The sequence below is a fragment of the Bradyrhizobium sp. USDA 10063 genome, from assembly GCF_054063735.1.
This window is the reverse complement of record NZ_JBSSGP010000002.1, coordinates 2,950,516-2,972,764: the sequence shown is the minus strand read 5'-3', so window position 1 is coordinate 2,972,764 and position 22,249 is coordinate 2,950,516. Positions and strand designations below refer to the sequence as shown.

The following is a 22,249-nucleotide window of genomic DNA, read 5'->3' as shown; positions in this document are numbered from 1 at the left end:
GCGATGCCGAAAGTTCTGTTGCATGACATAGAAGCGCGCCGCGCGCTCGCGCGCGGAGTGCAGAAGCTTGCCGCCGCCGTCGAATCGACCCTCGGTCCCAAGGGCATGAACGCGATGGTCGACAGGCCGATCGGCACGCCCATCGTGTCGCGCGATGGTGTCACCATCGCCTCCGAAATCGAATTGCCTGACCGTTTCGAGAACATGGGCGCACAGGTGGTGCGCGAGGTCTCGATGCAGACCAACGAAGTCGCCGGCGACGGTACGACGACGGCGATGGTGCTCGCAAACGGCCTGATTCAAGGCGGCGTTGCCGCCCTGGAACGCGGCGCCAAGGCCGTCGATCTCTGCAAGGGGATAGACCGGGCCGTCGAAGTCGTTGTCGAGACCCTGAAAAGTTCTGCAGTTGCTGTATCGGATCGCAAGACGCTGCAAGCGGTGGCGACGATTGCGTCAACTGACTCTCATCTGGGCGGTCTGGTCGCTGAGGCGGTCGAGCGCGTCGGCAAGAACGGCATCATCAGTTCCGATTACGGGCTGACGACCAGCACGACGCTCGAAGTCGTCGAAGGCATGTCGTTTGACCGCGGTTACATTTCCCACCACATGGTGACGGATGTCGAGAAGATGGAAGTGGTGCTGGAGCAGCCCTACATCCTCCTGACCGACCTGAAGATCAGAGCGCCGAGCGAGCTGTCGGCGGTGCGCGCGACGGTCGCCTCGACCGGGCGACCGCTTGTCATCGTCGCTGAGGAGATTGCGCCGGACGTCGTCGTGACGCTGCTTGGCGATGGCAACCGAGGCAAGGTCCTGGTGGTCAATCCGCCCAATTATGGCCACTGGCGCAAGGCGATGATGGACGATCTCGCCATCATAACCGGGGGACGGGTCATCGCGCGCGAACTCGGCGGCAAGCTGGAAGAAGCCAGTCTTGCCGATCTCGGCACCGCGCGGCAGGTTCGGGCCAGTGCGCGCGAAACGGTGGTCATTCGCGGCGGCGGCGACGAAGCCGCGATCGCGGCGCGGCGCCAGCAGGTGGCCAGGCAACACGACCTGGCACCGCCGAACATCGAACAGGACAAGCTCAAGGAGCGGCTGGCGAAGCTCTCAGGCGGGACGGCCGTGATTCTTGCGGGCGGCGTCACGCCGGTCGAGCAGAAACGCATGATCCAGTTGATCGACGATGCGCTCAGTGCGGCTCGTGCCGCGGCCGAGGAGGGCATCGTGCCGGGCGGCGGCACCGCTTTGGCGCAGTGCGCGCCAGTGGTCGCGCGCACGCTCGGCAACGTCAACGGCGACCTGGGCGAGGGCGTCAAGCTGGTGCGCGAAACGCTATCCCGTCCCGCCGCTTTCATTGCCCGGAATGCAGGTCACGATGCCGAGAAGGTCGTGGCCGACCTGGTGAGCGCGCCGGCGGGCGTCGGATTCGACGCCGCCAACGGAGTCTTCATCGACATGGTTTCAGCCGGCATCGTCGATCCCGTCCGGGTGACCTATACCGCGCTTCGAAACGCGGCGTCCGTCGCCACGCTGGTGCTCACCACCAACACGCTTGTTGCGGACGTGCCGGAGTACATCGATCCGACACAGGGACCGGCACTGGGCGGTGGGGCAGAGAAGCTTGGGCGCGCATGAGGCATGCGTACGCGTTCCGTGTTCCGCCGCGCCGTCTAACGATCCAGACCTTCGTGGTCGAATGATTGGACGGTGACAACGATCGAGAACGGGCTACAATCTCAAGAAGCTCCGGCGTGAGCCGAAGGAGGCAGTGCACAAGCCTCCACGGCCCTCCGACCGACCGGGGCGGGAGGAAAACATGATCCACATCATTTCCAAGCGCGATGGTCCGCACCGGGAAGAGGTGACGGCGAAGGACTTCATTCAGAAGAACCGCACGAAGATCGACGCGATCGCCAATCATCTGACGGCCGGGCGCTGGCAGGAATTGCGCAATCCCGCACCTTCTCCGCAGCCCCAGCCGTCAGGCAAGCTCTGGTCTACGCCGCCAGGCCGCCCCAAAGAGATGGAACCCTATGTGCGGATCAGTCTTAACGGCCGTGTCGTTATCGCTGATCTCTCCTCGGGGCGGCAGCTCCATTTTGTCGGCGAACTGCGCGGAAAGGGCCAATCGCGATATTTCGCTCTGGCGACGCGCGAGAACGGACTGTTCGATCCGCTGGATGAGAAGCTCTGCAAGGTCCTCGCCGATCTTGAGGGAGTGAGCGTGCCCGACGAGGTGTCCGAGGAGCGGCTGGAACAGGCCATCGCGGGCCGTCTCGGGTTGGATGCGATCGCCAAAGGCGTCGAATGATCTCCATGAGCTGGGCCTGTGGGGAAGACGATCCCGGTCAGGTCTGGTTCAGGTCGTTTCTGCCGATCGGGTTGCTGTTTGCCAACGTACGTATGGTGCTCCAATGCTGACGGAAACGCTCATGGCCAAGCCGCCGTTTTCCCTGGAAGGCTACAAGGTGCCTGGCGCCACGGATGCGGAGCAGGGGCGGCCGTACGATGAGGGAGAGACCAACAGGGCGTGGGAAAACTTTCTGACATTCGGAGACCTCAGGCGCGAGAACGCGCCGGTCCGCGGCGTCATCGAGGAATCATGGCAGCGGAGTGTCCAGTCCGGCGTCAATGCTCACTGCAAGGGCAGCAATCTCGTCGCCTCGCCGGATGATCTCTATGAGCTGCGTCTGAAGAATGACGACTTGCTTGGTTCGAGCGCGGAGACTTTCCGCCGCGTCGCGGAGGTACTTGGCGACGCGGCCACGATGGTCGTCATCACCGACAGGAACGGCGTTGTGCTGGACGTCGGAGGCGATCAGCGGACGATCGATGCAGGGCACGATATTCGCCTGGAAGTCGGCGCCGCGTGGGGCGAGACGGTCACCGGCACCAATGGCATCGGCACGGCGCTCGTCACAGGCAAACCGGTTCATGTCCATGCGGCGGAGCATTTTTCCGAAGGCATCAAGGCATGGACCTGTGTCGGCAGCCCCATTCGTAGCCCGATCGACGGCAGCATTATCGGCATTGTCGATTTTTCCGGACCCCAGGCGATCTTTCACCGGCATAATGTGGCGTTGGCGGTGGTCGCGGCCAATCACATCGAGCTCGCGCTCTCGGAGAAGATCCGCATCGAGAGAATGCAGTTGCTCGAGGCCAGCATTTCTCGCATGCCGGGGATGAACAGCGCTGACGGAGTTGTCATTCTCGATCGGTTCGGCAGGGTGGTTCATCACAACGATATGGCGTCCGTTCGCTGGCGGCGGATTGCGCAGTCGCGGGACTTGAGCCTTGGCGCACAGCTTTTCGCAGGCAGTGATGGATTCTTGGTGAAAGATCTGGCCAATGAGCCGCCCGAGGAACTGCGCGAGCAGCGCATCGAGCCATTGGTGGTCGACGGGGTGGTGAAGGGCGCGATGCTGGTGCTTGCATCGAGGCCGCGCGTGAATTTTGCCGCATCCCAGATGTCGCCGGCAGCCCACGCGGCACTCATGTCGGCCAAGGAAGCCATTGTCGGCTGCAGTGAAGCATTGCTGGAGACGGTCGACAAAGTTGAGCGGGCTGCGCTCGGCCGGACCGCGATCCTGCTGGAGGGTGAGACGGGTGTCGGCAAGGAACTGTTTGCCCGTCTGGTTCACGCGGCCAGCCAGAAGACAGGCAAGGAGCCCTTCGTTGCCTTCAATTGCGGTGCGGTATCGAAAGAGCTTCTCGGCGGTGAATTGTTCGGGCATGCGCCGGGAGCCTTCACCGGCGCCACGCGCGAAGGCAGGCCTGGACGGTTTGAATTTGCCAATGGCGGCGTGCTCAGCCTCGACGAGATCGGCGAGCTGCCGCTGGATCTGCAGCCCTATCTGCTCCGTGTGCTTGAGGAGCGTGTGGTATACCGGCTCGGTGACAGCAAGCCGCGTCCGGTGGACGTCCGGCTCGTAGCCTCGACCAATCGGAATCTGAAGCAGGAAGTGGCGGAGGGACGTTTCCGGAAGGACCTGTATTTCCGGATCGGTGTCGTCAAGTTCATCATCCCGCCACTCCGCGAGCGCTCGGGCGATGTCGAGATATTGATCGATCATTTCAACAGACAGTTCGCTGCGACCTACAGCACCGAACCGCTGCGTTTCGAAGCGGCCACGATGGAATTGCTGCGGCGCTATAGCTGGCCGGGCAACGTTCGCGAGCTGCGCAATCTGATCGAGAACCTTGTGCTGATGACGCTCACCGGCATCGTCACTCCCAGGGACTTGCCGGAGGATTTCCGGGAAGCGGCGGCTCAGCCACTTCAGGCGCGCTTGCCGGCGGAGCATGGCCCAGCGTTGGGAGGCGACGAGATTGCGCGCTTCGACGAAATGGAGCGTCGTGCCATCGAGAGAGCCGTTGCAAACGCTGGCGGCAATATTGCCGCTGCCGCGGAAAAGCTGGGGCTTTCGCGCGCCACGCTGTATCGCAAATTGCATCAATACCGTTCGCGGACTTAAGGACAAGGTCAGGCATGGCGACTGTCTGGGACGAACAGAAGGGTGAAGAAGATCCGGTCGCCGCGGCTACGCTAGCGTCGCAGATCCTTGCACGCGCGGACAGCGACGTAACCTTCATGGTGCACCTGATCGGCGAGAGCCAAAATCTCCTGGTTCGGCATTTCATCGTGTTCATCGAGACCGAACTCGCAAAGCGCGACGTCGGTTACGGCGCACATCCGCTATTGCGTCCCTTCGTCGAAACGCATGCGCGCGAGCTGACGGATTTCGTCCTGAAGGGTATTGGCTTGCGGCATCAGTTCGGCCTGCAGGCCCTCGAGACGATGGCCGGCGATCCGGCGCGGTTGCTGAGAGTCGATCTGTGGGACTCGCTGCGATCTCACATCAATGATGCGCAGCAACACTTCGTATCTGATGTCGGGGGCCTCAAGCGTATCCTGGTCCAAATCGAGACGGACGCATGAAATGGCGCCGATCCGAAAAGTGAGGCGGTCGATGGACACGATGGAAGTAGAGACCGTAACGCTCTATGAATTGCTTGGACGGCGCTGGACGGTGGGTGCGCCCGTTACAGGAACGGCGTTCGACGCGTCGGGACAGGTGGTTGCGTTCGCGCTTGCAGATGGTGCGTTGGCGATAGCTCCCGTGACTGACATCGAGCCGCCGCAAGATCGCTGTCGTATCGCGCTCGACGGGGGCCGGGCGACGATTTCACCGCGACGGAAACCGGTGCCACCGTTGATGAAAGTCGCAATCAGCGATGCCAGGTTTCATCTCGCCGCGCTCGGGACATCGGGCTTTATCGCAAGTGATTGTAGCCGACTGCTCAGCGTCTCGTCATCCGGTGTCACGCAGCTAGCCGCGAACCATGATTCCCCAGTCGATCTCGTCGCCCCGGTGCAGGGGGGAGGCATCCTCGCTGCTTCTGGCGGGTCGGTCATATCTTATGATTGCAATGGTGACGTCGGCTGGCTCCAGGAGCGCAGGGGAGGGAATGCATCGGCAATAGCCGTGTCACGGGATAGTCGGCGCTTTGCGATGGCGGTCGACGGCTTTCTGCTCATTCGTGCCTTCGGGCCACGACCCGAGCCGGCGGCTTCATTCGAGTTGGGCTCAATCTCAACCTTGTCATGGAGCCCCGACGGAAGCTGGTTGGCCATTTCCGTCGCAAAAACAGGCATCGCGTTGGTGCGCCTTGCCGATGCGCGGATCGTTCGGATTCCCGCCTATCCTGCGAGCGTTGCGTCTCTTTCGTGGAGTGCAGACTCTCGCGTTCTTGTTACGAGCGGGGCCTATCGGATGATCGCATGGGACGTTTCCAGCCTCAACGACGCAAGCGAACGGCCGATCAGCCTCGCGACCGGTCGCGCCAGATTCGTCCTCGTCGAGGCGGTGGATGTGCACCCGGAGCGCCAGCTGGTCGCAGCAGGTTACGGCGACGGCATGGTCGTTGTCGCCAGGATCGGAGGGCCAGACGAACTGGTCGTCAAACCGCCCGGTCGGGGCACCGTCTGCGCCTTGCAATGGTCCCGCGACGGTCAGCATCTTGCATTCGGAACAAGCGACGGGGAGGCGGCGATCGTGACGTTTCCCCCGCACATTTTCAAATAGCCGGACCCGGTTCGAACAGCCTGATCCGACTCCGGGCTGCGGGCCTTGCCGCGATCATCAGGAGGGAGATCATGACAGCCACTCGATCGCCAAACGACGCCGAAAGCAAAGATCAGTTCTTCAAGGAGTTGGCGGAACTTTCCGAGCGAATGATCGCCGCGCATGGAAAGGAGTTCTCGATGGGCGCTCTGGTTCTGGCCGCAAGGTTCATTGCCGAGAACAAGCCCTTCGAGCGAAGCGCGGCAACGCAGTGACGTCGACGTGTCCCCTTTCCGGTTGTTGTTTTCCGCTACCGGTCGAGAAGGGTCGTCAACTCCGCGCCCTCGTCAGCAACGAAGACGGCAACCAGTTCGGCCGGCTCGGTGTTGCTTGCATTAGCGGAAACGAGATGCGTCGCGCCTGGCGGCTCAAAGAACGACTGTCCGACCTCGAATGTCTCCAGCGGGCCACCCTTGAGCTGTGATCGGACCTGGCCCTTTGTGATGTAGGCCGTCACCGAGCCCCCATGGCGGTGCGGCGGAGTAAAGCCGCCCGGTCCGTAGGTAACGCGGACCACCGTTACCCTCTTGCCGGGTACATTCGGCAAGGCGTGCGAGGTGATCACCTCGACCTTGTTGAGCGATGAGCCGGACGAGGCATTGTCGGCGCATAGCGGCGCCGGGATTGTCGATATCGCGTCCATCGCCATCGGCAATGTTCTCGCGATCGCCACCGCGCAGGCGAAACCCGTAACGATAGCCAGCGACAGCCGTCGCCAGTCCCGGGCCGCGAGCGGCGTCATCATTCCCAGTGCAATGCTCATTGGCCTCTCCTGTTTGATCTCAAGTTGCTGCGGTCGGCTTGAATACCGAAAGCGGAGCGGGATCGCGGCTCGGCGGAGGCGGGATTTTCCCGTCGACATCGGTGAAGCCGTATTCAGTCGCCAGTTCGGAGGCGAGCAGGATCTGCCCGGTCTTGGCGATCACATCGGGGTCAGCGGCCAACGCAGCGATCGCGCGCCCGACGAAGACCGGTGTCTCGCCTCTCTCGGCGATGAGCTTGGCAAGTGCCGCCGGCACACGATCGGGTTGGGCCGCGAGCTTCTCGCTTTTGATATATCCAGGCCAGATCGAGACGGCGGAAATGCCAAAAGGCTTGAGTTCATGCGCCATGTCTCGGGCCATCCGGTCTACTCCCGACTTCTGTACGCCGAACGGGACGTTGAATGTGTAGCGGACGCCGCCGCCGGACGACGTATTGACGATCAGGCCGCTTTTTTGCGGCAGCATCAGCGGGACAGCGAACTGGCTGCAGACAAAGTGCGAGCGCAGGCCGACACGATGCAGGGTGTCCCACAGCGATGTTGGAATCTGCCAGAAGGGAACGTTGACCGGCATGACGTTCGGCGCCGCAAACACGTTGTTCACGAGGACATCGAGCCGACCGTGGTCACGCCGGATCAGGTCGAAGACGTCCCTCACCGAACCGTCGTCGGAATGATCGCAGAGGAGGCCGAGGCCCTTGCCGCCGGCTTCGTCGATTGCCGAGATGGTCTCGTCGAGAGAACCCGGCCATTCCGAGCCGCCGCTGCTGCGCGTGCGTGCGGTGACGATCACCGTCGCCCCGGCCTCGGCCAGTCCTATGGCCACTCCCTTTCCGACTCCGCGGCTTCCGCCCGTCACCAACGCAACACAATCCCTCAGGCGTCGCTCGACCATATCATCCCCTTGAATTTTCTTCCTAGGAAGGTACATTGACAAAAATCTTCCTGAGAAGATAATAGGCGGAGATAATCAAACGCGTCAATCAGGGATGTCTCGCTATGGTCACGAGGGAAGAGAATGAATTGCTGTGCCGCGTCACGGGTGACGCGCCGATGGGGCGAATGCTGCGTCAGCATTATTGGTTGCCGGCCGTCCTCTCGGTCCGGGTGCGCAAGGGCGAGGCGCCCGTCCGCGTCAAGCTGTTCGGCCGCAACTTCGTCGCGTTCAGAGGCCGGGACGGGACCGTCGGCTTCCTCGACGAAGCCTGCCCGCACAGGGGGGCCTCGCTTGCGCTCGCGCGTGTCGGAGATTGCTCGCTGACCTGCCTGTTCCACGGCTGGAAGATCAGCGCCAGCGGGGAGGTGCTCGACGTTCCCAATGAACCCAACAACCCGAAGGAATTCGCAAGGACAGTCAAGGTGAAATCCTATCCGACGCGGGAAGGAGCGGGGCTGATCTGGGTCTGGCTCGGCGAAGGAACGGCGCCCCCCGCGCCGGACTTCGAATGGATGGATCTGCCACCGGATCAAGTCTATGCGGCCGGCATTGAGCTCAACGCAAACTGGCTGCAGGGTGTCGAGGCGACCATCGATTCCTCGCATGTCGCGCTGTTGCACCAGAGCTGGACCGCGAGCTCGGCGACCGATTTCGGAGCAACGCGGGTCAATACCGAAGTCAGCTACCAGTTCGAGAAGAAGCCGTACGGCTTTCGTGCCGCTGCGCTTCGATCCGGCCCCGACGGATCATGCCTCGCGCGCGTCACGGAGTTCGTGATGCCCTATTACGGATTGATCGCACCGATCTATTCCGGCCCGCAGCAGGATCGTACCGCGATCATCGCAGTGCCGATCGACGATGAGAACCTGATCCAGTGGTACATCTTCTATAATCCTGAGAAGCCAGTGGATTCCTGGCGTAAGGTGCAGCGGGCCAATCAGTGGCCGATGGCCGGTGGCCTTCCGGGCGATCAAACCAACAATTGGGGGCAGAATCGCCAGATCATGGATGCCGGCAACAGCACCGGTTTCCACGAGATCGTCATCGAGGATTTCGTGGTGATGGTCAGCATGGGCCCGATCGTCGACCGTTCGCAGGAATATCTCTGTTCGGCAGACCAGGCGATCGTCAGGGTGCGCCGCCAATTGCTTGAGGAAGTACGCGGCTTCATGAGCGGCAAGCCTCCCAAGAGCGCCCAGAGCGACAGCATGTCCTACAAGGACATCCGCGCGGTCGGCGGCCGGCTGACTTCCGCCTCCGAGGACTGGCGACAGATTCCCCGCTGATTGAATCGGATGTGGGATTCCTGTCCGCGTCCATTCCCCCGCTCAGGAGACGTCATGGCCATGACCTGGAAACACGTATGCGCCGCCGCGAAGCTGCCCGAAGGGGAGCCATTGGGCTTCAAGATCGGCGACCGGCGCGTCGCTCTCTACAAGGTCGACGACGATATCTTCGCAACGGACGACGTCTGCTCGCACGCGTTCGCGCTGCTTTCCACCGGGTTTCTCGAAGGACATGTCGTCGAATGCCCGCTGCATGGTGCGATGTTCGACGTACGCGACGGCAGATGCCGATCAGGAACCTACAAGGATATCAGGTCATTCAAGGTCGAGATCCGCGATGGCGAAGTTTACGTGCATCTCGACGGCGAGGCTGCGAATGAGGATGTTCGCGACGACGCGGTGGACGTCAAATCGTGAGCGGGCTTGTTGTCATCGGGGCATCCTATGCTGGTGTTCAGGCGGCACTCAGTGCCCGTGATGCCGGCTATGCCGAACCGGTGATCGTCGTCGGCGACGAGAAATCGCTCCCGTATCAGCGACCGCCGCTGTCGAAGAATTTTCTCCTCAACGACATCGGCGAGCAGAATCTGATCCTGCGGGACGATGCGTTCTTCAAGGACAAGCGGATCGACCTGGTTCGGGGCCAACGGGCAGTGGAGATTGACCGGCAAGGCAAACACGTCGTGCTGGCGGGCGGCAGCCGACTGGACTTCGGCAGGCTCGTGATCGCCACCGGATCGCGGGCGCGGCGGATATTGGTACCCGGCGCCGAACTCGACGGGGTTTGCTATCTCCGATCGGTCGCCGACGCCAGCGATCTCAAGACGCGACTGGGGCAGGCGAGCGAGATCGTCATCGTCGGCGGTGGGTTCATTGGACTTGAGGTCGCCTCCTCGGCGGCGAAGCTCGGCAAGAAGGTTACGGTGGTTGAGGCTGCGTCACGGCTGCTTGAGCGGGCCGTCTCGCCGATTGTCTCGCGCTTCCTGCTCCGTGCCCATGTGCAGGCGGGCGTCGATGTGAGGCTCGGCGAGACCGTCATAGCGATGACCGGTGATGCTGGCAGAATCGCCGAGGTTGGTCTGAGCAGCGGCGCCCGTCTGCGTTCCGATCTCGTCGTCGTAGGCATTGGCGGAATCGCGAACGATGAACTCGCCAGTGCCGCCGGGCTGAAATGCTCCAATGGAATCGTCGTGAATGAGCACGGCAGCACCGAAATCCCTGGCGTTTACGCCGCTGGCGACTGCGCTAATCATTACAATCGGTTCGCGGAAGGCTGGATCAGGCTGGAATCGGTCCAGCACGCCCAGGACCAGGGCAGGGCGGCGGGGCTCGCCATCGCGGAAAGCCATGAGCCATACAACAGCGTCCCGAGGTTCTGGTCGGATCAGTACAGCCTCAAACTACAGATCGTCGGGCACTCCGGGCGCAGCGACCAGATGGTGACCCGTGGCTCGATCGAGGAGGGCAGGTTCTCTGTGTTCCACTACAGGCAGGGAAGATTGATCGCCGCCGACAGCATCAACAGACCGGGTGATCAGATGGCGGCGCGGCGCCTCATCGCAGCGGATATCTCGCCGACGCCGGCCCAGGCGGCAGACAGCTCGTTCGATATCAAATCGCTGCTGAAGGCGGGCGAAAGGGCTATGGTGTCGTCTCCCTAGCTCGCCGCGGCAAGCCGGCCCATCTTCTTCGTCGCCTTCACGGTTTTCACAGCCAACAGCTTGCGCAGGCACCGGTCGAGCATCGCGATCTCGGCCTTGGTCAGCCCGCTCGCTTCGGTCACGCTGTCCACGACTCTCGCGATCTCGGTAATACCGCGGTCGGCGGTCGCAAGGCCCTTCGCGGTCAGGCGGACCAGCTCGGAGCGGCCATCATCGTTCGCCGAGACGCGGAGGATGAAGCCTCCTTCCTGGAGCCGCGCCACCCGCTTGCTCATGGCGCCGGAGGTGACGAGCAGGGCGCGGAACAGGTCGGTTGGACGCAATTCGTACGGCTTTCCCGAGCGCCTGAGCGCCAACAGGACGTAGAGCTCGCCGGTCTGCAGGCCGACGGTTTTTGATATTTCCTGCAGCCGCTTTTCGTGAAGCTGGTTGACGCGCTCCAGCCGCAACAGCGTGCAGGCGGTGGCCAGGTCGAGGTCGGGGCGTTGCTCAAGCCAGGCGGCTTCGATGTCGTCGTACAGGGTGCCGTCGGGTCTTGGCGCTTGTTTGGTGACCGGCTCGGCACCGCGCGACACGCTCTTTTTCCTCATTCCTTCCTATCCCCGTTAATTCGGCACCAGAGGCGCCGGCATCATGCCCTGGCACAATCTAACACCCTCGAATTCAGGTGTCGCGCGGCAAGTTCCTGGTATTGGTCCAAGGTCCGCCTGCGGGACCCGATGCGGCAGCCATCTGACGCGTCGGTCCGATGTTGACAAATATCTTCCTTGGAAGAATATTCCGAGTAAGAAATAGACATAGGGAGGTCACATGCGGGGACTTGGCGCAATACTTTCTGTCGCGGCTTTACTGGCCGCGCCTGGCGCACCCAAGGCGGCTGAAGGCGAGCTGATCCTCGGGCAGACGATGCCCTATAGCGGGCCGGCCTCGGCGCTGAGTTCGGTCGGCAAGGTCCAGACACGCTATTTCCAGATGATCAATGAACGCGGCGGGATCAACGGCCGCAGGATCAAGCTGATCTCGCTCGACGACGGCTATAGCCCACCGAAGGCCGTCGAACAGACACGCAGGTTGGTCGAGAATGATGAGGTCGTTGCGATCTTCGGCAGCATGGGGACGGCCCAGAACGCGGCCGTCCAGAAGTATCTGAACGGCCGCAAAGTACCTCAGCTTTTTGTCTTCGCCGCCAGCGACCGTTTCGCCGATCCGAAAACCAGCCCATACACCATCTCGGGAATGACCCTGTTCAGCACCGAAGCGGCGATCTACGCGCGACTCGTTTCCGAGACCATTCCGCAGGCGCGCGTCGCGGTGCTTTACCAAAACGATGACTATGGACGCGAATATCTTCGCAGCTTCAAGGCCGAGCTGGGGCGGCTCGGTTCGCAGGCCGAGATCGTTGCTACCGCACCTTACGAGGTCACGTCGCCGACCGTTGATTCACAGGTCGTGTCGCTGGCCAGCAGCAACGCCAATGTCTTCCTGAACGCGTCGACCGGCAAGTTCACCTCGCAGGCGATCCGCAAGGCGAGTGAACTTGGATGGCGCGCACAACAGTTCCTGCCGATCGGCAGCAACTTCGTTGCGACCATCCTCAAGCCGGCAGGGCTCGAAAATGCGAAGGGCGCGATTTCGGCCACGCCGACAAAAACCGTGGGCGATCCCGAGTGGGCCAACGATCCCGCCTATTTGGAGTGGCTGGCCTTTATGAAGAAATACTATCCCGAGGGAGACATCGAGGATCAGCTCAACTTCACCGGATGGAACGTCGCCGTTCTCATGACCAAGGTGATCGAAGCCTGTGGCGATGACGTTACGCCGCAGAACATCCTGAAGCATGCCACGGCACTGAAGAACGTAACGCTTCCGGGCCTGATTCCGGGCATCACCGTCAACACGACGCCGGACGACTATCGCCTGATCAAATCGCTCCGGCCGCAACGCTTCGACGGCGAGCGCTGGGTGCCGCTCTCCGGCATCATGGCAGCCAGATAGGTGCGCACAATCGCTGGCGCGGGGCATGCCATCAGCTAGCGCCCGCGTCTGAGGTTCTCGGTCGCGCGCCGGAGGATTTCGTGAAGCCATTCGTGCGATGGCTCGCCTTCGACACGTTCGTGCCACAGCAGCCGGACCTCGACGGGCGTCGTGGTGTAAGGCAGCTCGCAGGTCGTGATCGCATGCGTTTGCTCAAGTGCTCTCGCCAATGGACGCGGAACGATCGCCGCGAGTTCGGAATCAACGAGCAGGGCGGGCAGGGCAAGAAAATGCGGCAACGAAACCGCGATTCGCGGCGGCCGGTCGCTTTCGGCGAGCGCCCGCTCGAGCGCGGCGCGGTCGTACATTTCCGAGCGCCTGGCGAGACCTCGCTCGGAGATGAAGCCGCCGATCGCGCCCTCCTGCTCGCCGCCAAAGGAGATAACGACCAGCGGCAAGCGCGCCAGCTTCGCCTTGTCGAGCCGGCCGAGCTTGCGCTTTCCGCCGACGATCAGCACATCGTCATATTCGAACAGCAGCGCCGTGCGGAAGCGGCTCGGCGGGACCGAGAAGACGCCGATGGCGACGTCGATGCGGCCAAGATCGATCTGCTCGGCAAGGTCGATCCGCGTCACCGGCTTGATCATCAGGTCGATCGCCGGGGCCTCGCGGCCGAGTATCTTCAAGAGTGGGGACGCCAGCACCATCGTGGTGAAGTCGTTGGCGGCCAGCGTGAACTGCTTGGTGGAGACAGCAGGAACGAAGGTCGGCAGTTCGACCGCCGCCTCGAGCGATCGCAGGGCTTCCCGAACCTGCGGCGCCATCGTCAGCGCACGCGCCGTCGGCTGCATGCCTGTTGCCGTGCGCACGAACAGGTCGTCTTCCAGCATCTCGCGGAGCCGTGCGAGCGAGTGGCTCACGGCGGACTGGCTCAGCGCGACCTTCTGGCTCGCCCGCAGCACGCTGCGTTCCTCCATGACGGCGTCGAAGACCTTGAGCAGGTTCAAGTCCAATGTCTTGAAGGAAACGGACACGATAGGGATATCCCGTCACTGGCCGATCGCGCGCCCCGATAAGTTGCTGCGATCGAGTCCAGTTAAGGCCAGGAGCGCCGCGGACGCAACCGAGCGGATGGCGTCCATGTCGTCGACCAGCACATCGATCCATTTGTGGGCCATGGCCGGATCCTTGTAGACGCTCGTGCCGATCTCGATCGGCGTGTGCCAGCGTCCGGCAAAGGATGAGTAGATAGCGCTCCGCGCCGACATCACCGAGCAGGCTCGCAATTCCGTCGGCGGCATCGGTCCAGCAGAGCGTTCAAACGAAGGAAAGCTCCTCGGCGGACTCCAGGATGCGTCTCAACTGCAGCAAGGCTCTCTTGAGGTCATCCCCCGTTGCCGGATGACCCAGGCAGATCCGCACGCCGAGCGTTCCGCGGTCGACTTGCTGCAAGGCGCCGGGAGGAGCAAGGGTAATGCCCGCCTGAGCCGCCTGCGCGACCAGGGCGATCAGCGTGCGGCCGGCTGGAATGGGCAGCCAGCGATGGAAGCCTGGCGTGCTCGACACGACCGGAAGCCAGTCGGCGAGAACTTCGTCGGCGATTGCATTGCGTCGCGCCGCTTCAGCTCGCTTCAACTGAACCTGACGATGCAAGTCGCCGCTATGGATCAGCCGCGCGACGACTTCGGCCATGATCGGCGAAGCCATCCATCCCGTCGCGCGCATGGCGTTGATGCAGCGATCCCGGAACTTTTCAGGCACGATCATCGTAGCGATGCGCAGTCCCGGCGCGAGGCATTTCGCAAAGCTCGTGACGTAGAAGCTGCGCTCCGGCAACAGCAGCGAGATCGGGCGAGGAGGCTCGCGGAACAGGAATGCGTAAGCGTCGTCCTCGATCAGGATTCCGTCGTGCCGACGGATGACCTCCGCAATTTCCTGCCGGCGCTCCTGGGGCATAACCGTTCCTGTCGGGGTCTGCAGCGTCGGCGTTGAGAACAGCACGCGCGCCTTCGTTTCCGAGAAGGCTCGATCGAGTTCATCTGGCAGCAAACCATGGATGTCGCCGGCAACGCCATGAAGACGATAGCCGCTCATCGCTGACAGCGCGATCATGCCGGAGTAGGTGAAACGCTCGGTCAGCACGGTCTCATTCGGAGACGCGGCCATCCCGAGCGCGATCGACAATCCATGTTGTCCGCCGTGCGTGATGAAAAGGTGGTCTACGTCGGTCACGATGTGGAGTTGCTCGAGCCATTTGGCCATGGTTTCCCGATGCTGTGGCAAGCCTTGATGCGGCAGATAGCCGAGCAATGGCGTCAACGCGCAGTCCGAAAGAACCTCTTCGAGAACATTGGCAATGACCTCGCTTTCGCCGGTCGACGGCGGGACGTTGAGCGCGAGATTCATCGAGGCCGGCGTCTGTCCGCTGGCTGTTGTGATGGGGTGTCGCCTTTGAACAAACGTGCCGCGGCCAACCTCTCCCGAGATCAGACCGCGCGCCTCGGCCTCGGCATAGGCTTTCGAGATCGTGCCGAGGCTCAATCCAAGCTGAACCGCCATGTCGCGCTGAGGCAGCAATCGAGTCCCGGGCTTCAGCGTCCCTGAGGCGATGTCGTTCTCAAGGGCGTGCACGAACGCCAGATATCGCGGCATGTTGCCGTCGGCGAGCGTGGGTAGCCATTCGGCGGGCGATCCTTGGGGCACGATACTTTCCTCGGTATTCACGATGGTCATCGAGTAGTACAATTCGTAAATTGTTTCAATCTCCACGTAAGATTCTGCAACTGCTGTCCCAAGAATGGAGCAAGATTATACCGAAAGAGGCGCTTTTTACCTTATTGTTGCGTCGCAATAGATCAAACATGACGAATTGAACTGGAATAAGTTTGACATTGCTATGGAGCATGTTTATTCCCGCTGCGAATGAAAACGAGCGGGAGTGAGCGCCCTTGATCTACGAAATTCGCATCTACGAGGCGGCCGAAGGAAAGGCCGAGGCCATGCGGGCGCGCTTCAAGGAGCACGTCGTGCCGCGCCTGCCTCGCCATGGCATCGAACTGCTGGGCGTCTTCGAAGCGCCCGCGGAAGATGGCCGCCTCACATATCTGACGCGCTTCGATTCCGAGGACGATAGGACCAAGGCCTGGGCGGCGTTCGGTGCCGATGAGGAGTGGCGAGCCATCAAGGTGGCCTCGGAACGCAACGGACCTCTCCTGAAAAATCAGACCGTGTCGGTGCTTTCGCCGGCTGTCGCCGGTCTCCTGCTCGGGTGACACGATCGTCAGAAGCCGAGCAGGCGAGAGTATCAAGCGCGGAAGTCACTCGATGAAGCCAGCCCCCTTCGAATATGTCAGGCCGGATTCGGTCGCTCAGGCCTGTGAGATACTCGCGGCGGACGAGGACGCGCGCATTATCGCGGGCGGTCAGACCCTCGTTCCCATGCTGGCGATGCGGCTCGCGCGCGCTGCGAAGCTCATCGATATCTATCGCCTGCCTGAGCTCAATGGAATTCGTGTCGAGGGCGACGTCCTCGTGATCGGCGCGACGACGCGTCAGGTCCAGGTCGAGCGAAGTGCTCTGGCGACGCAATCGACGCCGCTGCTCTCAAAGGCGCTGCCCTGGGTGGGCCATCCGCCGACACGCAATCGCGGGACGGTCGGTGGTTCGGTCGCCAATGCCGATCCGTCGGCAGAAATCCCGCTGGTCGCGGTGACGTTGGGTGCTGAGATCGAAATCACCAATCCCGATGGCGTGAACAGCATGCCGGCCGATGATTTCTTCATCGGTCCGATGCTGACGTCGGTTATGCCGGGAGATTGCGTGACCGCGGTGCGATTTCCGATCTGGCGACATGCGCGGGTCGGCACCGCATTCCATGAAGTAAGTGCGCGCAAGTCGGATTTCGCTTTCGTTGCCGCGGCCGCGCAGGTTGCGCTCAATGACGACGGAAAGTGCATCGCGGCGGCGCTTGGCATCGGCGGAGTTGGTGATCGCGCCGTGCGTCTCGATGTCGCGAAGCTGGTGGGTGAAGCGGCCGGCACTGCCAAGTTGAAGGATGTCGTCGCTGAAGCGGCCACTGTTCTGGAGCCGTCGTCGGATCTTCATGTCTCGGCCGCTTATCGCATGCGCGTCGCTGTTACTCTTGGCGTCCGTGCTCTGGAGGATGCGATGACAGATGCGCGCTCTGGTGCAACCCAGTCGAACCGTGGAACGACCCAATGAAGGTGACTCTCAAGGTCAATGGTCGCCTGTGTTCTGCCGACGTCGAGCCGCGCAAGACACTGCTGGATGCGATCAGGGAAGATCTGGCGCTGGTCGGAAGCCACGCAGGTTGCGAACACGGCGTCTGTGGCGCGTGTACGGTGCTGCTCGACGGCGAGCCAGTGCGTTCATGCCTGATGTTTGCTGTTCAGGCGGATGGCTACGAGATCACCACGATCGAGGGCCTGGCGCCCGCCCCCGGGGAACTCAGCGTCGTACAGGATGCGTTTTGTGAGACCCATGGTCTGCAATGCGGCTACTGCACGCCGGGAATGATCTTGGCCGGACATGCGCTGCTGCAGCGTACGACTGAACCGACCCGCGAAGAAATCGTCGAGGCGATTTCCGGCAATATCTGTCGCTGCACCGGATACGGGCAGATCGTCGAAGCCATCGAGTTCGCCGGTGAGCGTCTGCGCAAGGCCAATACCCCGCGAGGTTTGAAAGGGTTGGGCGCTAATCAGCCGCATGTCGATCCTTCGGCCGAAACCGACGCGCCGCAAGAAGGTGTTCTGAAGGCTGCCGAGGCCGATACGCCGCATGGAGGTCGTCCGTGAGCCAACAGCAAGTGGCCCTAAGATTCGTGTCATCGAATCGGCGTGTCCGCGAGGACCGAAGGTTCGTCGCGGGGCGCGGTCGCTACGTTGCCGATATCGTGCTCGATGGGATGTTGCATGTGGCTCTCGTGCCCTCACAACATCCTGCCGCGAAGATATTGACGATCGACACCAGCGCAGCGCTGAGGATGCCGGGCGTTGTCCACATCTTGACGGGCGACGACCTGGTCAAGGCTGTCGATCCGCTGATGAATGGTCTCGACACGCCGAAGGTCCGCCGCTTTCCGCTCGCGGTCGGGCAGGTCCGCTATGCCGGCGAGTGGGTCGTGGCCGTGGTGGCCGAGACTCGCGCGCAGGCAGAGGACGCTGCGGAGAAGGTGCGGGTCACATACGAGCCGCTGCCTTACGTCATCGATGGTGAAGAAGCCGCGACCGACGCCAGCCCGAAGGTGCATCCCGAGCACGGCACCAACGTGCTTCTGGATAAGACCTTCGTCTGGGGCGACGTCGAGAAGCATTTTGCCGAGAGCCCTCGTCACCTGTCGTTTCGCGTTGTCTGGGGACGGAATTCGACCGTGCCAATCGAGACCTTCGGCGTGGTGGCACGATGGGACGCATGGCAGGAGATGCTCGAGGTCTGGGCGTCGATCCAGATGCCGAAATATCCGGATCAGATTGCCCGCGCGCTGCGTATCCCGGCCAACAATGTCCGCGTGCATCAGGATGTCGACGTCGGCGGCAGCTACGGCGTCAAGCGCGGCATCAAGCAGACCGTGCTGGTCTCGCACCTCTCACGCATCCTCAATCGGCCTGTGCGGCTGATCGAGGATCGTCTCGAGAACATGCGCGCCGGCGATGCGCACGGCCCGGAGCGGACGTTCGATGTCGAGGTGGCATTCAATGACGACGGCATCGTCAAATCGATGAAGATGAAGGCGCTCGACAATGTCGGCGCCTATGCGGGACGTTCGCCATTCCAGCTCGGCAAACCGGTCGGTGCGATTGTCGGTCCCTACAAGATCGAGAGCGTGCAGTATCGTGCGATGGCCGTGCTGTCGAACAAGGCGGCTCAGGAGGCGGTCCGCGGCTTCGGTCAGTCTCCGACCAACTACGCGATCGAGGCGGCGATCGATAAAGTGGCCGCCGCGGTCGGGCTCGACCGCGTCGAGATCCGGCGTCGTAATTTCATCCGCAGCCACGAGTTCCCATACCTGATCCCGAGCGGCACGCATTACGACAGCGGCGACTATCACACCGTCGTCAGCAAGGTGCTCGCGAACTCGGACTATGAAGCCCTGGTAAGGGAGCGCGATGCTTTGCGGGCGTCCGGCATGATGGCCGGCATCGGTATCGCCGCCTGCCTGGAGCCCAGCGGCGGCAATTCGTCGTTCGAGCCGCTGCTCAACGAGAAGAACACCACATCGACATGGATGGACTCGTGCCGCATCAACGTCGATGGCCTGGGCTTCGTCACGGTCACGATCCATACGACGTCCGCCGGCCAGGGACACGAAACGCTGGCAGCCACGGTCGTCGGCGAGGTTCTCGAGATCGATCCCGACCTGATCCGGATCGTTCGGCCGGACTCACTCGCCTGTCTGCCGTCGAACAGCCCGGTGGGAAGCCGCATGGCGATCATGCTCGGCGGTGCCTGCTACCACGCCGCCGAAAAGCTGAAGGCCAAATTGAAGCGGATCGGTGCGCATCAACTCGGATTGAGCGCCGATGACGTCGTCTATGCGCAGGGCGGCGTATCGGATCCGAGGTCGAACAAAACGCTATCGTGGGCGGAGCTTGTGAATATCGGTCATCGTCAGTTCCATGCTCTGCCCGCGGGCATGCAGCCGGGACTCGAGACAACCCATGTCATGCAGGTGCCGACCGGCACCAAGCTGCCGGAGAACGGCCGGGTGCAGATGTATCCGTGTCACTCGTTCGAGTTTCATCTGGTTCTCCTGGCATTCGATCCGGAAATCGCGAAGCCGGAAATCCGCAAATACGTAATCGGACATGACTGCGGCGTTGTGATCAACCCGCACATCGTCAAGGGTATGACGCTCGGCGGCATCGCGCACGGGATCGGCGCCGCGCTGCTGGAGGAATTCTCCTACGACGGCGAAGGTCAGCTCCTCACTCAAAGCTTCATGGACTATCTCCTTCCGTCGTCGCACGAGGTGCCAAAGGTAGAGATCGTGCATCACTGCACGCCGTCGCCGTTCACCGTGTTCGGGCAAAAGGGATCAGGCGAAAGCGGCTATCTCGGCTCCCCGGCCGCGATTTCCGGCGCCATCAACGACGCGGTCTCGCCGCTCGGAATATCGTTCTCACGACTTCCGATCCGCATCGCGGCAATCAGCGATGCCATTGCTGAGGTCAAGAACAAGCAAGCAGAGGATTATGCATGATCATCGATTGTCACGCTCACCTTGTACCTCCGAGCCTGCTCGAAGCCATCCGGGCGCAGAAGGACAGCTTTCCGTCAATTCGCGTGATCGAGGATGGCGGCAGCCTGGGATTTTCGTTTGCGGGCGGCAAGCCGACGCGCCCGGTGTCGAAGCCGCTGAGCGATATTGCCGCGCGCCTGCAGTGGCTTGATACAAACAAGATCGAGCGTCAGGTCGTCGGTGGATGGCTCGACATGTTCGCTTACGAGATTCCCGCTGAAGAAGGTCTGCGGTGGTCACGACTGATCAACACTCACCTGGCGCAGGCGGCCAAGGACCAGCCGCGATTCATACCCTTGGCGACCGTGCCGCTGCAGGACGGTGCGCGCGCTGCGGAAATTCTGCGGGAGGCGCACGCGGCGGGCTTCAAGGGCGCGATGATCGGCACGCAGCCGAAAGGGAAGGGCGGCGTACTCGATGATCCCTCGCTGATCCCGTTCTGGGAGGCCGCGAATGAACTGGGATCGATGATCTTCATCCACCCGGTGTTCGAGAGTGGCGACGACCGCGTCCATGACTATGGAATGGCGAACGCCGTCGGCCGTATCACCGATACGTTGATCGCGATTTCGCGCCTGATCTATGCGGGCCACGTCACTCGCTACGGCAAGGCCAAGATCGTCGCCGGCATCGGCGGCGCCGCGCTGCCCTATGTGATCGGCCGGCTCCGCAGGAACTACTCGCTCGACAAGGACAAGCTCGGCGATCCCGATGCGGCGCTGGCTGCCATGTACTACGACACCATCGTGCAGGATACGCGGGCGCTGCGTTACCTCGCCGACATCGTCGGCGCGGATCGTATCATGATGGGTTCCGACATGCCTTTCCCGATCGGCGATCTCGCCCCGCTCAAGATCGTCCAGGACACGCAGTTCTCGGACGCTGAGCGCTCCTCGATCAATGGCGGTCTCGTACAGAAACTGCTCGGTCTATGAGGAAGGCAATATGAAGCTCGAAATCGGAGGTTCGGAAACCATCCCCGCATCGGTCGATGCGTTGTGGATTGCGCTCAACGATCCAATCGTCCTGACCAGGTGCATACCGGGTTGCCGGAGCATGACCGAGATAGCGCCGGACGCCTACAAGGTTGAGATGCAGCTTCGCGTCGCCGCCGTCGGTGGCTCGTTCGAAGGAGAGATCAGCCTGCATGACAAGGAGGCGCCGAAGGTCTGCGGCATCAAGGTATCAGGCGCAGGTTCGCTTGGGCACGGCAACGGCACCGCGCGCTTCGAGATCGAGCCTGACGGAGAAGGCTCGAAGCTGATTTACAGGGGGACGGGAGAAATCGGTGGGCTCGTCGCCGGCGTCGGCCAGCGGATCCTGTCCAGTGTCTCCAAGCATCTCATCGGCCGCTTCTTTACCGCGCTCCGCAAGGAGTTCGAGCAGCCCGTTCACGGAGCGGCGGAATAACAAATGGTTGGCGCCACTCAGCAAATCACGTGGGTCGAAGTCGAGCCGGGCATCCGTCTGGCGGTGGAAGCCGCCGAGGATCCTAACAAGCCGGCGCTACTGCTGAGCAATTCGCTCGCCGCCGACATGACCATGTGGGACGAGATCGTCGCAGGCGCGGCCGATCAGTTTCGCATCGTGCGTTACGATGCGCGCGGCCACGGTCGTTCGGATGTGCCGGTCGGGCCCTATACCATCGAGCAGCTCGGGCGGGATGCGCTCGCGATCATGGATGCCCTAGACATCCGGCGCGCGGTTTTCTGCGGTCTGTCGCTTGGTGGATTGACCGGCATGTGGCTCGGCACAACCCACAGCGAGCGCTTCGACGGGCTCGTGCTTGCCAACACTGCGGCGAGCTTCCCGCCAGCCAAGATGTGGCTTGACCGGGCGGAGCAAGTGCGCGCCAGTGGGATGCAACCTCTCGTGGCCGCGACCATGGAACGATGGCTCACGAAAGCGTATCGGGAAAATCATCAGGACAGGTCGGCAACGCTCGGCGCGATGATCGCAGCGACGCCGCCGGCGGGGTATGCGGCGTGCTGTGAGGTACTCGCGACGACCGACATGCAGCCGCATCTCGCCCGGATCAGCTGCCCAGTGCTTGTCATTTGCGGCACCCATGATCCATCGACGCCGCCGGCGCGGGGTGAAGAGATCGTGGCGGGGATCAAAGATGCAACCATGGTGACGCTCGACGCTGCGCATATTTCCGCGGTCGAGGCGGCTGGTGCCTTCGCCGCGGAAGTCAAGAAATTCGTGTCTCGAACAACGGGGCCGGTACAGTAACCGGGAG

At 62.2% G+C, this 22,249-nt stretch carries 22 protein-coding genes and 1 pseudogene; 17 read left to right on the top strand and 6 right to left on the bottom strand.

What is annotated here, in order from left to right; all coding sequences use genetic code 11:
• Positions 1-3 precede the first annotated feature (3 nt).
• From groEL to ACVJGD_RS16450, 6 genes are all read left to right on the top strand, one after another.
• Positions 4-1,635 carry a chaperonin GroEL gene (gene groEL / locus ACVJGD_RS16475; protein WP_456635322.1) on the top strand — a complete coding sequence of 544 codons (1,632 nt, stop codon included), beginning with the start codon at positions 4-6 and terminating at the stop codon, positions 1,633-1,635.
• Between the two features lie 181 nt (positions 1,636-1,816).
• Positions 1,817-2,311 (top strand): hypothetical protein, encoded by a 495-nt coding sequence (locus tag ACVJGD_RS16470; protein WP_456635321.1) that lies wholly within the window; start codon positions 1,817-1,819, stop codon positions 2,309-2,311.
• Between the two features lie 121 nt (positions 2,312-2,432).
• Positions 2,433-4,475, top strand: coding sequence for a sigma-54-dependent Fis family transcriptional regulator (locus ACVJGD_RS16465; RefSeq protein WP_456635320.1), 2,043 nt, complete (start codon positions 2,433-2,435; stop codon positions 4,473-4,475).
• 14 nt (positions 4,476-4,489) lie between these two features.
• On the top strand, positions 4,490-4,939 hold the full coding sequence (locus ACVJGD_RS16460) for a hypothetical protein (RefSeq protein WP_456635319.1): 450 nt from the start codon (positions 4,490-4,492) through the stop codon (positions 4,937-4,939).
• Between the two features lie 31 nt (positions 4,940-4,970).
• A complete protein-coding gene (locus ACVJGD_RS16455; RefSeq protein ID WP_456635318.1) occupies positions 4,971-6,086 on the top strand; it encodes a WD40 repeat domain-containing protein in 1,116 nt (371 codons plus the stop codon).
• Positions 6,087-6,157: 71 nt separating this feature from the next.
• Positions 6,158-6,340: a hypothetical protein gene (locus ACVJGD_RS16450; RefSeq protein ID WP_456635317.1), complete on the top strand. Its 183-nt coding sequence runs from the start codon at positions 6,158-6,160 to the stop codon at positions 6,338-6,340.
• Positions 6,341-6,375: 35 nt separating this feature from the next.
• On the opposite strand, the gene ACVJGD_RS16445 is transcribed toward ACVJGD_RS16450, so the two are convergent.
• Together ACVJGD_RS16445 and ACVJGD_RS16440 are read right to left on the bottom strand one after the other, a co-directional pair.
• The gene (locus ACVJGD_RS16445) at positions 6,376-6,870 is read right to left on the bottom strand and encodes a cupin domain-containing protein (RefSeq protein WP_456640272.1); all 495 of its coding nucleotides are present in this window, start codon (positions 6,868-6,870) and stop codon (positions 6,376-6,378) included.
• Between the two features lie 37 nt (positions 6,871-6,907).
• A complete protein-coding gene (locus tag ACVJGD_RS16440) occupies positions 6,908-7,783 on the bottom strand; it encodes an SDR family NAD(P)-dependent oxidoreductase (protein ID WP_456635316.1) in 876 nt (291 codons plus the stop codon).
• A 104-nt stretch (positions 7,784-7,887) separates the two neighbouring features.
• Here ACVJGD_RS16440 and ACVJGD_RS16435 point away from each other — a divergent pair, with 104 nt between their 5' ends.
• The 3 genes from ACVJGD_RS16435 to ACVJGD_RS16425 are packed head-to-tail and all read left to right on the top strand — an operon-like array spanning position 7,888 to position 10,772.
• Positions 7,888-9,111: a Rieske 2Fe-2S domain-containing protein gene (locus ACVJGD_RS16435; RefSeq protein ID WP_456635315.1), complete on the top strand. Its 1,224-nt coding sequence runs from the start codon at positions 7,888-7,890 to the stop codon at positions 9,109-9,111.
• A 54-nt stretch (positions 9,112-9,165) separates the two neighbouring features.
• Positions 9,166-9,528, top strand: coding sequence for a Rieske (2Fe-2S) protein (locus tag ACVJGD_RS16430; protein WP_456635314.1), 363 nt, complete (start codon positions 9,166-9,168; stop codon positions 9,526-9,528).
• Positions 9,525-10,772 (top strand): NAD(P)/FAD-dependent oxidoreductase, encoded by a 1,248-nt coding sequence (locus tag ACVJGD_RS16425; RefSeq protein ID WP_456635313.1) that lies wholly within the window; start codon positions 9,525-9,527, stop codon positions 10,770-10,772. The genes ACVJGD_RS16430 and ACVJGD_RS16425 overlap by 4 nt, the downstream gene beginning before the upstream one ends.
• Here the strand turns inward: ACVJGD_RS16425 and ACVJGD_RS16420 are convergent.
• The gene (locus ACVJGD_RS16420; RefSeq protein WP_456635312.1) at positions 10,769-11,362 is read right to left on the bottom strand and encodes a MarR family winged helix-turn-helix transcriptional regulator; all 594 of its coding nucleotides are present in this window, start codon (positions 11,360-11,362) and stop codon (positions 10,769-10,771) included. The two genes, ACVJGD_RS16425 and ACVJGD_RS16420, sit on opposite strands and share 4 nt — an antisense overlap.
• A gap of 220 nt (positions 11,363-11,582) precedes the next feature.
• On the opposite strand from ACVJGD_RS16420, the gene ACVJGD_RS16415 reads away from it, so the two are divergent.
• A complete protein-coding gene (locus ACVJGD_RS16415) occupies positions 11,583-12,767 on the top strand; it encodes an ABC transporter substrate-binding protein (RefSeq protein ID WP_456635311.1) in 1,185 nt (394 codons plus the stop codon).
• Between the two features lie 35 nt (positions 12,768-12,802).
• Here the strand turns inward: ACVJGD_RS16415 and ACVJGD_RS16410 are convergent, their stop codons facing one another.
• Genes ACVJGD_RS16410 through ACVJGD_RS16400 form a run of 3 tightly spaced genes read right to left on the bottom strand, consistent with a single transcriptional unit; the run spans position 12,803 to position 15,449 of the window.
• Positions 12,803-13,780, bottom strand: a complete 978-nt coding sequence (locus ACVJGD_RS16410; protein ID WP_456635310.1) for a LysR family transcriptional regulator — start codon at positions 13,778-13,780, stop codon at positions 12,803-12,805.
• 15 nt (positions 13,781-13,795) lie between these two features.
• Positions 13,796-14,014, bottom strand: a complete 219-nt coding sequence (locus tag ACVJGD_RS16405; RefSeq protein ID WP_456635309.1) for a hypothetical protein — start codon at positions 14,012-14,014, stop codon at positions 13,796-13,798.
• A gap of 49 nt (positions 14,015-14,063) precedes the next feature.
• Positions 14,064-15,449, bottom strand: a complete 1,386-nt coding sequence (locus ACVJGD_RS16400) for an aminotransferase-like domain-containing protein (protein ID WP_456635308.1) — start codon at positions 15,447-15,449, stop codon at positions 14,064-14,066.
• A 245-nt stretch (positions 15,450-15,694) separates the two neighbouring features.
• On the opposite strand from ACVJGD_RS16400, the gene ACVJGD_RS16395 reads away from it, so the two are divergent.
• The 7 genes and pseudogenes from ACVJGD_RS16395 (at position 15,695) to pcaD (ending at position 22,242) form a co-directional block, all read left to right on the top strand.
• Complete coding sequence (locus ACVJGD_RS16395; protein WP_456635307.1) at positions 15,695-16,018, top strand: NIPSNAP family protein; 324 nt, start codon at positions 15,695-15,697, stop codon at positions 16,016-16,018.
• Between the two features lie 52 nt (positions 16,019-16,070).
• Positions 16,071-16,967, top strand: a complete 897-nt coding sequence (locus ACVJGD_RS16390; protein WP_456635306.1) for an FAD binding domain-containing protein — start codon at positions 16,071-16,073, stop codon at positions 16,965-16,967.
• Positions 16,964-17,422 (top strand): annotated as a pseudogene (locus tag ACVJGD_RS16385) ((2Fe-2S)-binding protein); the annotation flags it as partial. The gene ACVJGD_RS16390 and the pseudogene ACVJGD_RS16385, both read left to right, overlap by 4 nt.
• A gap of 137 nt (positions 17,423-17,559) precedes the next feature.
• Positions 17,560-19,968, top strand: coding sequence for a xanthine dehydrogenase family protein molybdopterin-binding subunit (locus tag ACVJGD_RS16380; protein ID WP_456635305.1), 2,409 nt, complete (start codon positions 17,560-17,562; stop codon positions 19,966-19,968).
• Positions 19,965-20,942 carry an amidohydrolase family protein gene (locus ACVJGD_RS16375; protein ID WP_456635304.1) on the top strand — a complete coding sequence of 326 codons (978 nt, stop codon included), beginning with the start codon at positions 19,965-19,967 and terminating at the stop codon, positions 20,940-20,942. The genes ACVJGD_RS16380 and ACVJGD_RS16375 overlap by 4 nt, the downstream gene beginning before the upstream one ends.
• 10 nt (positions 20,943-20,952) lie before the next feature.
• A complete protein-coding gene (locus tag ACVJGD_RS16370) occupies positions 20,953-21,417 on the top strand; it encodes an SRPBCC family protein (protein WP_456635303.1) in 465 nt (154 codons plus the stop codon).
• Positions 21,418-21,480: 63 nt separating this feature from the next.
• Positions 21,481-22,242, top strand: coding sequence for a 3-oxoadipate enol-lactonase (pcaD, locus tag ACVJGD_RS16365; RefSeq protein ID WP_456635302.1), 762 nt, complete (start codon positions 21,481-21,483; stop codon positions 22,240-22,242).
• The last annotated feature ends 7 nt before the right edge of the window (positions 22,243-22,249 follow it).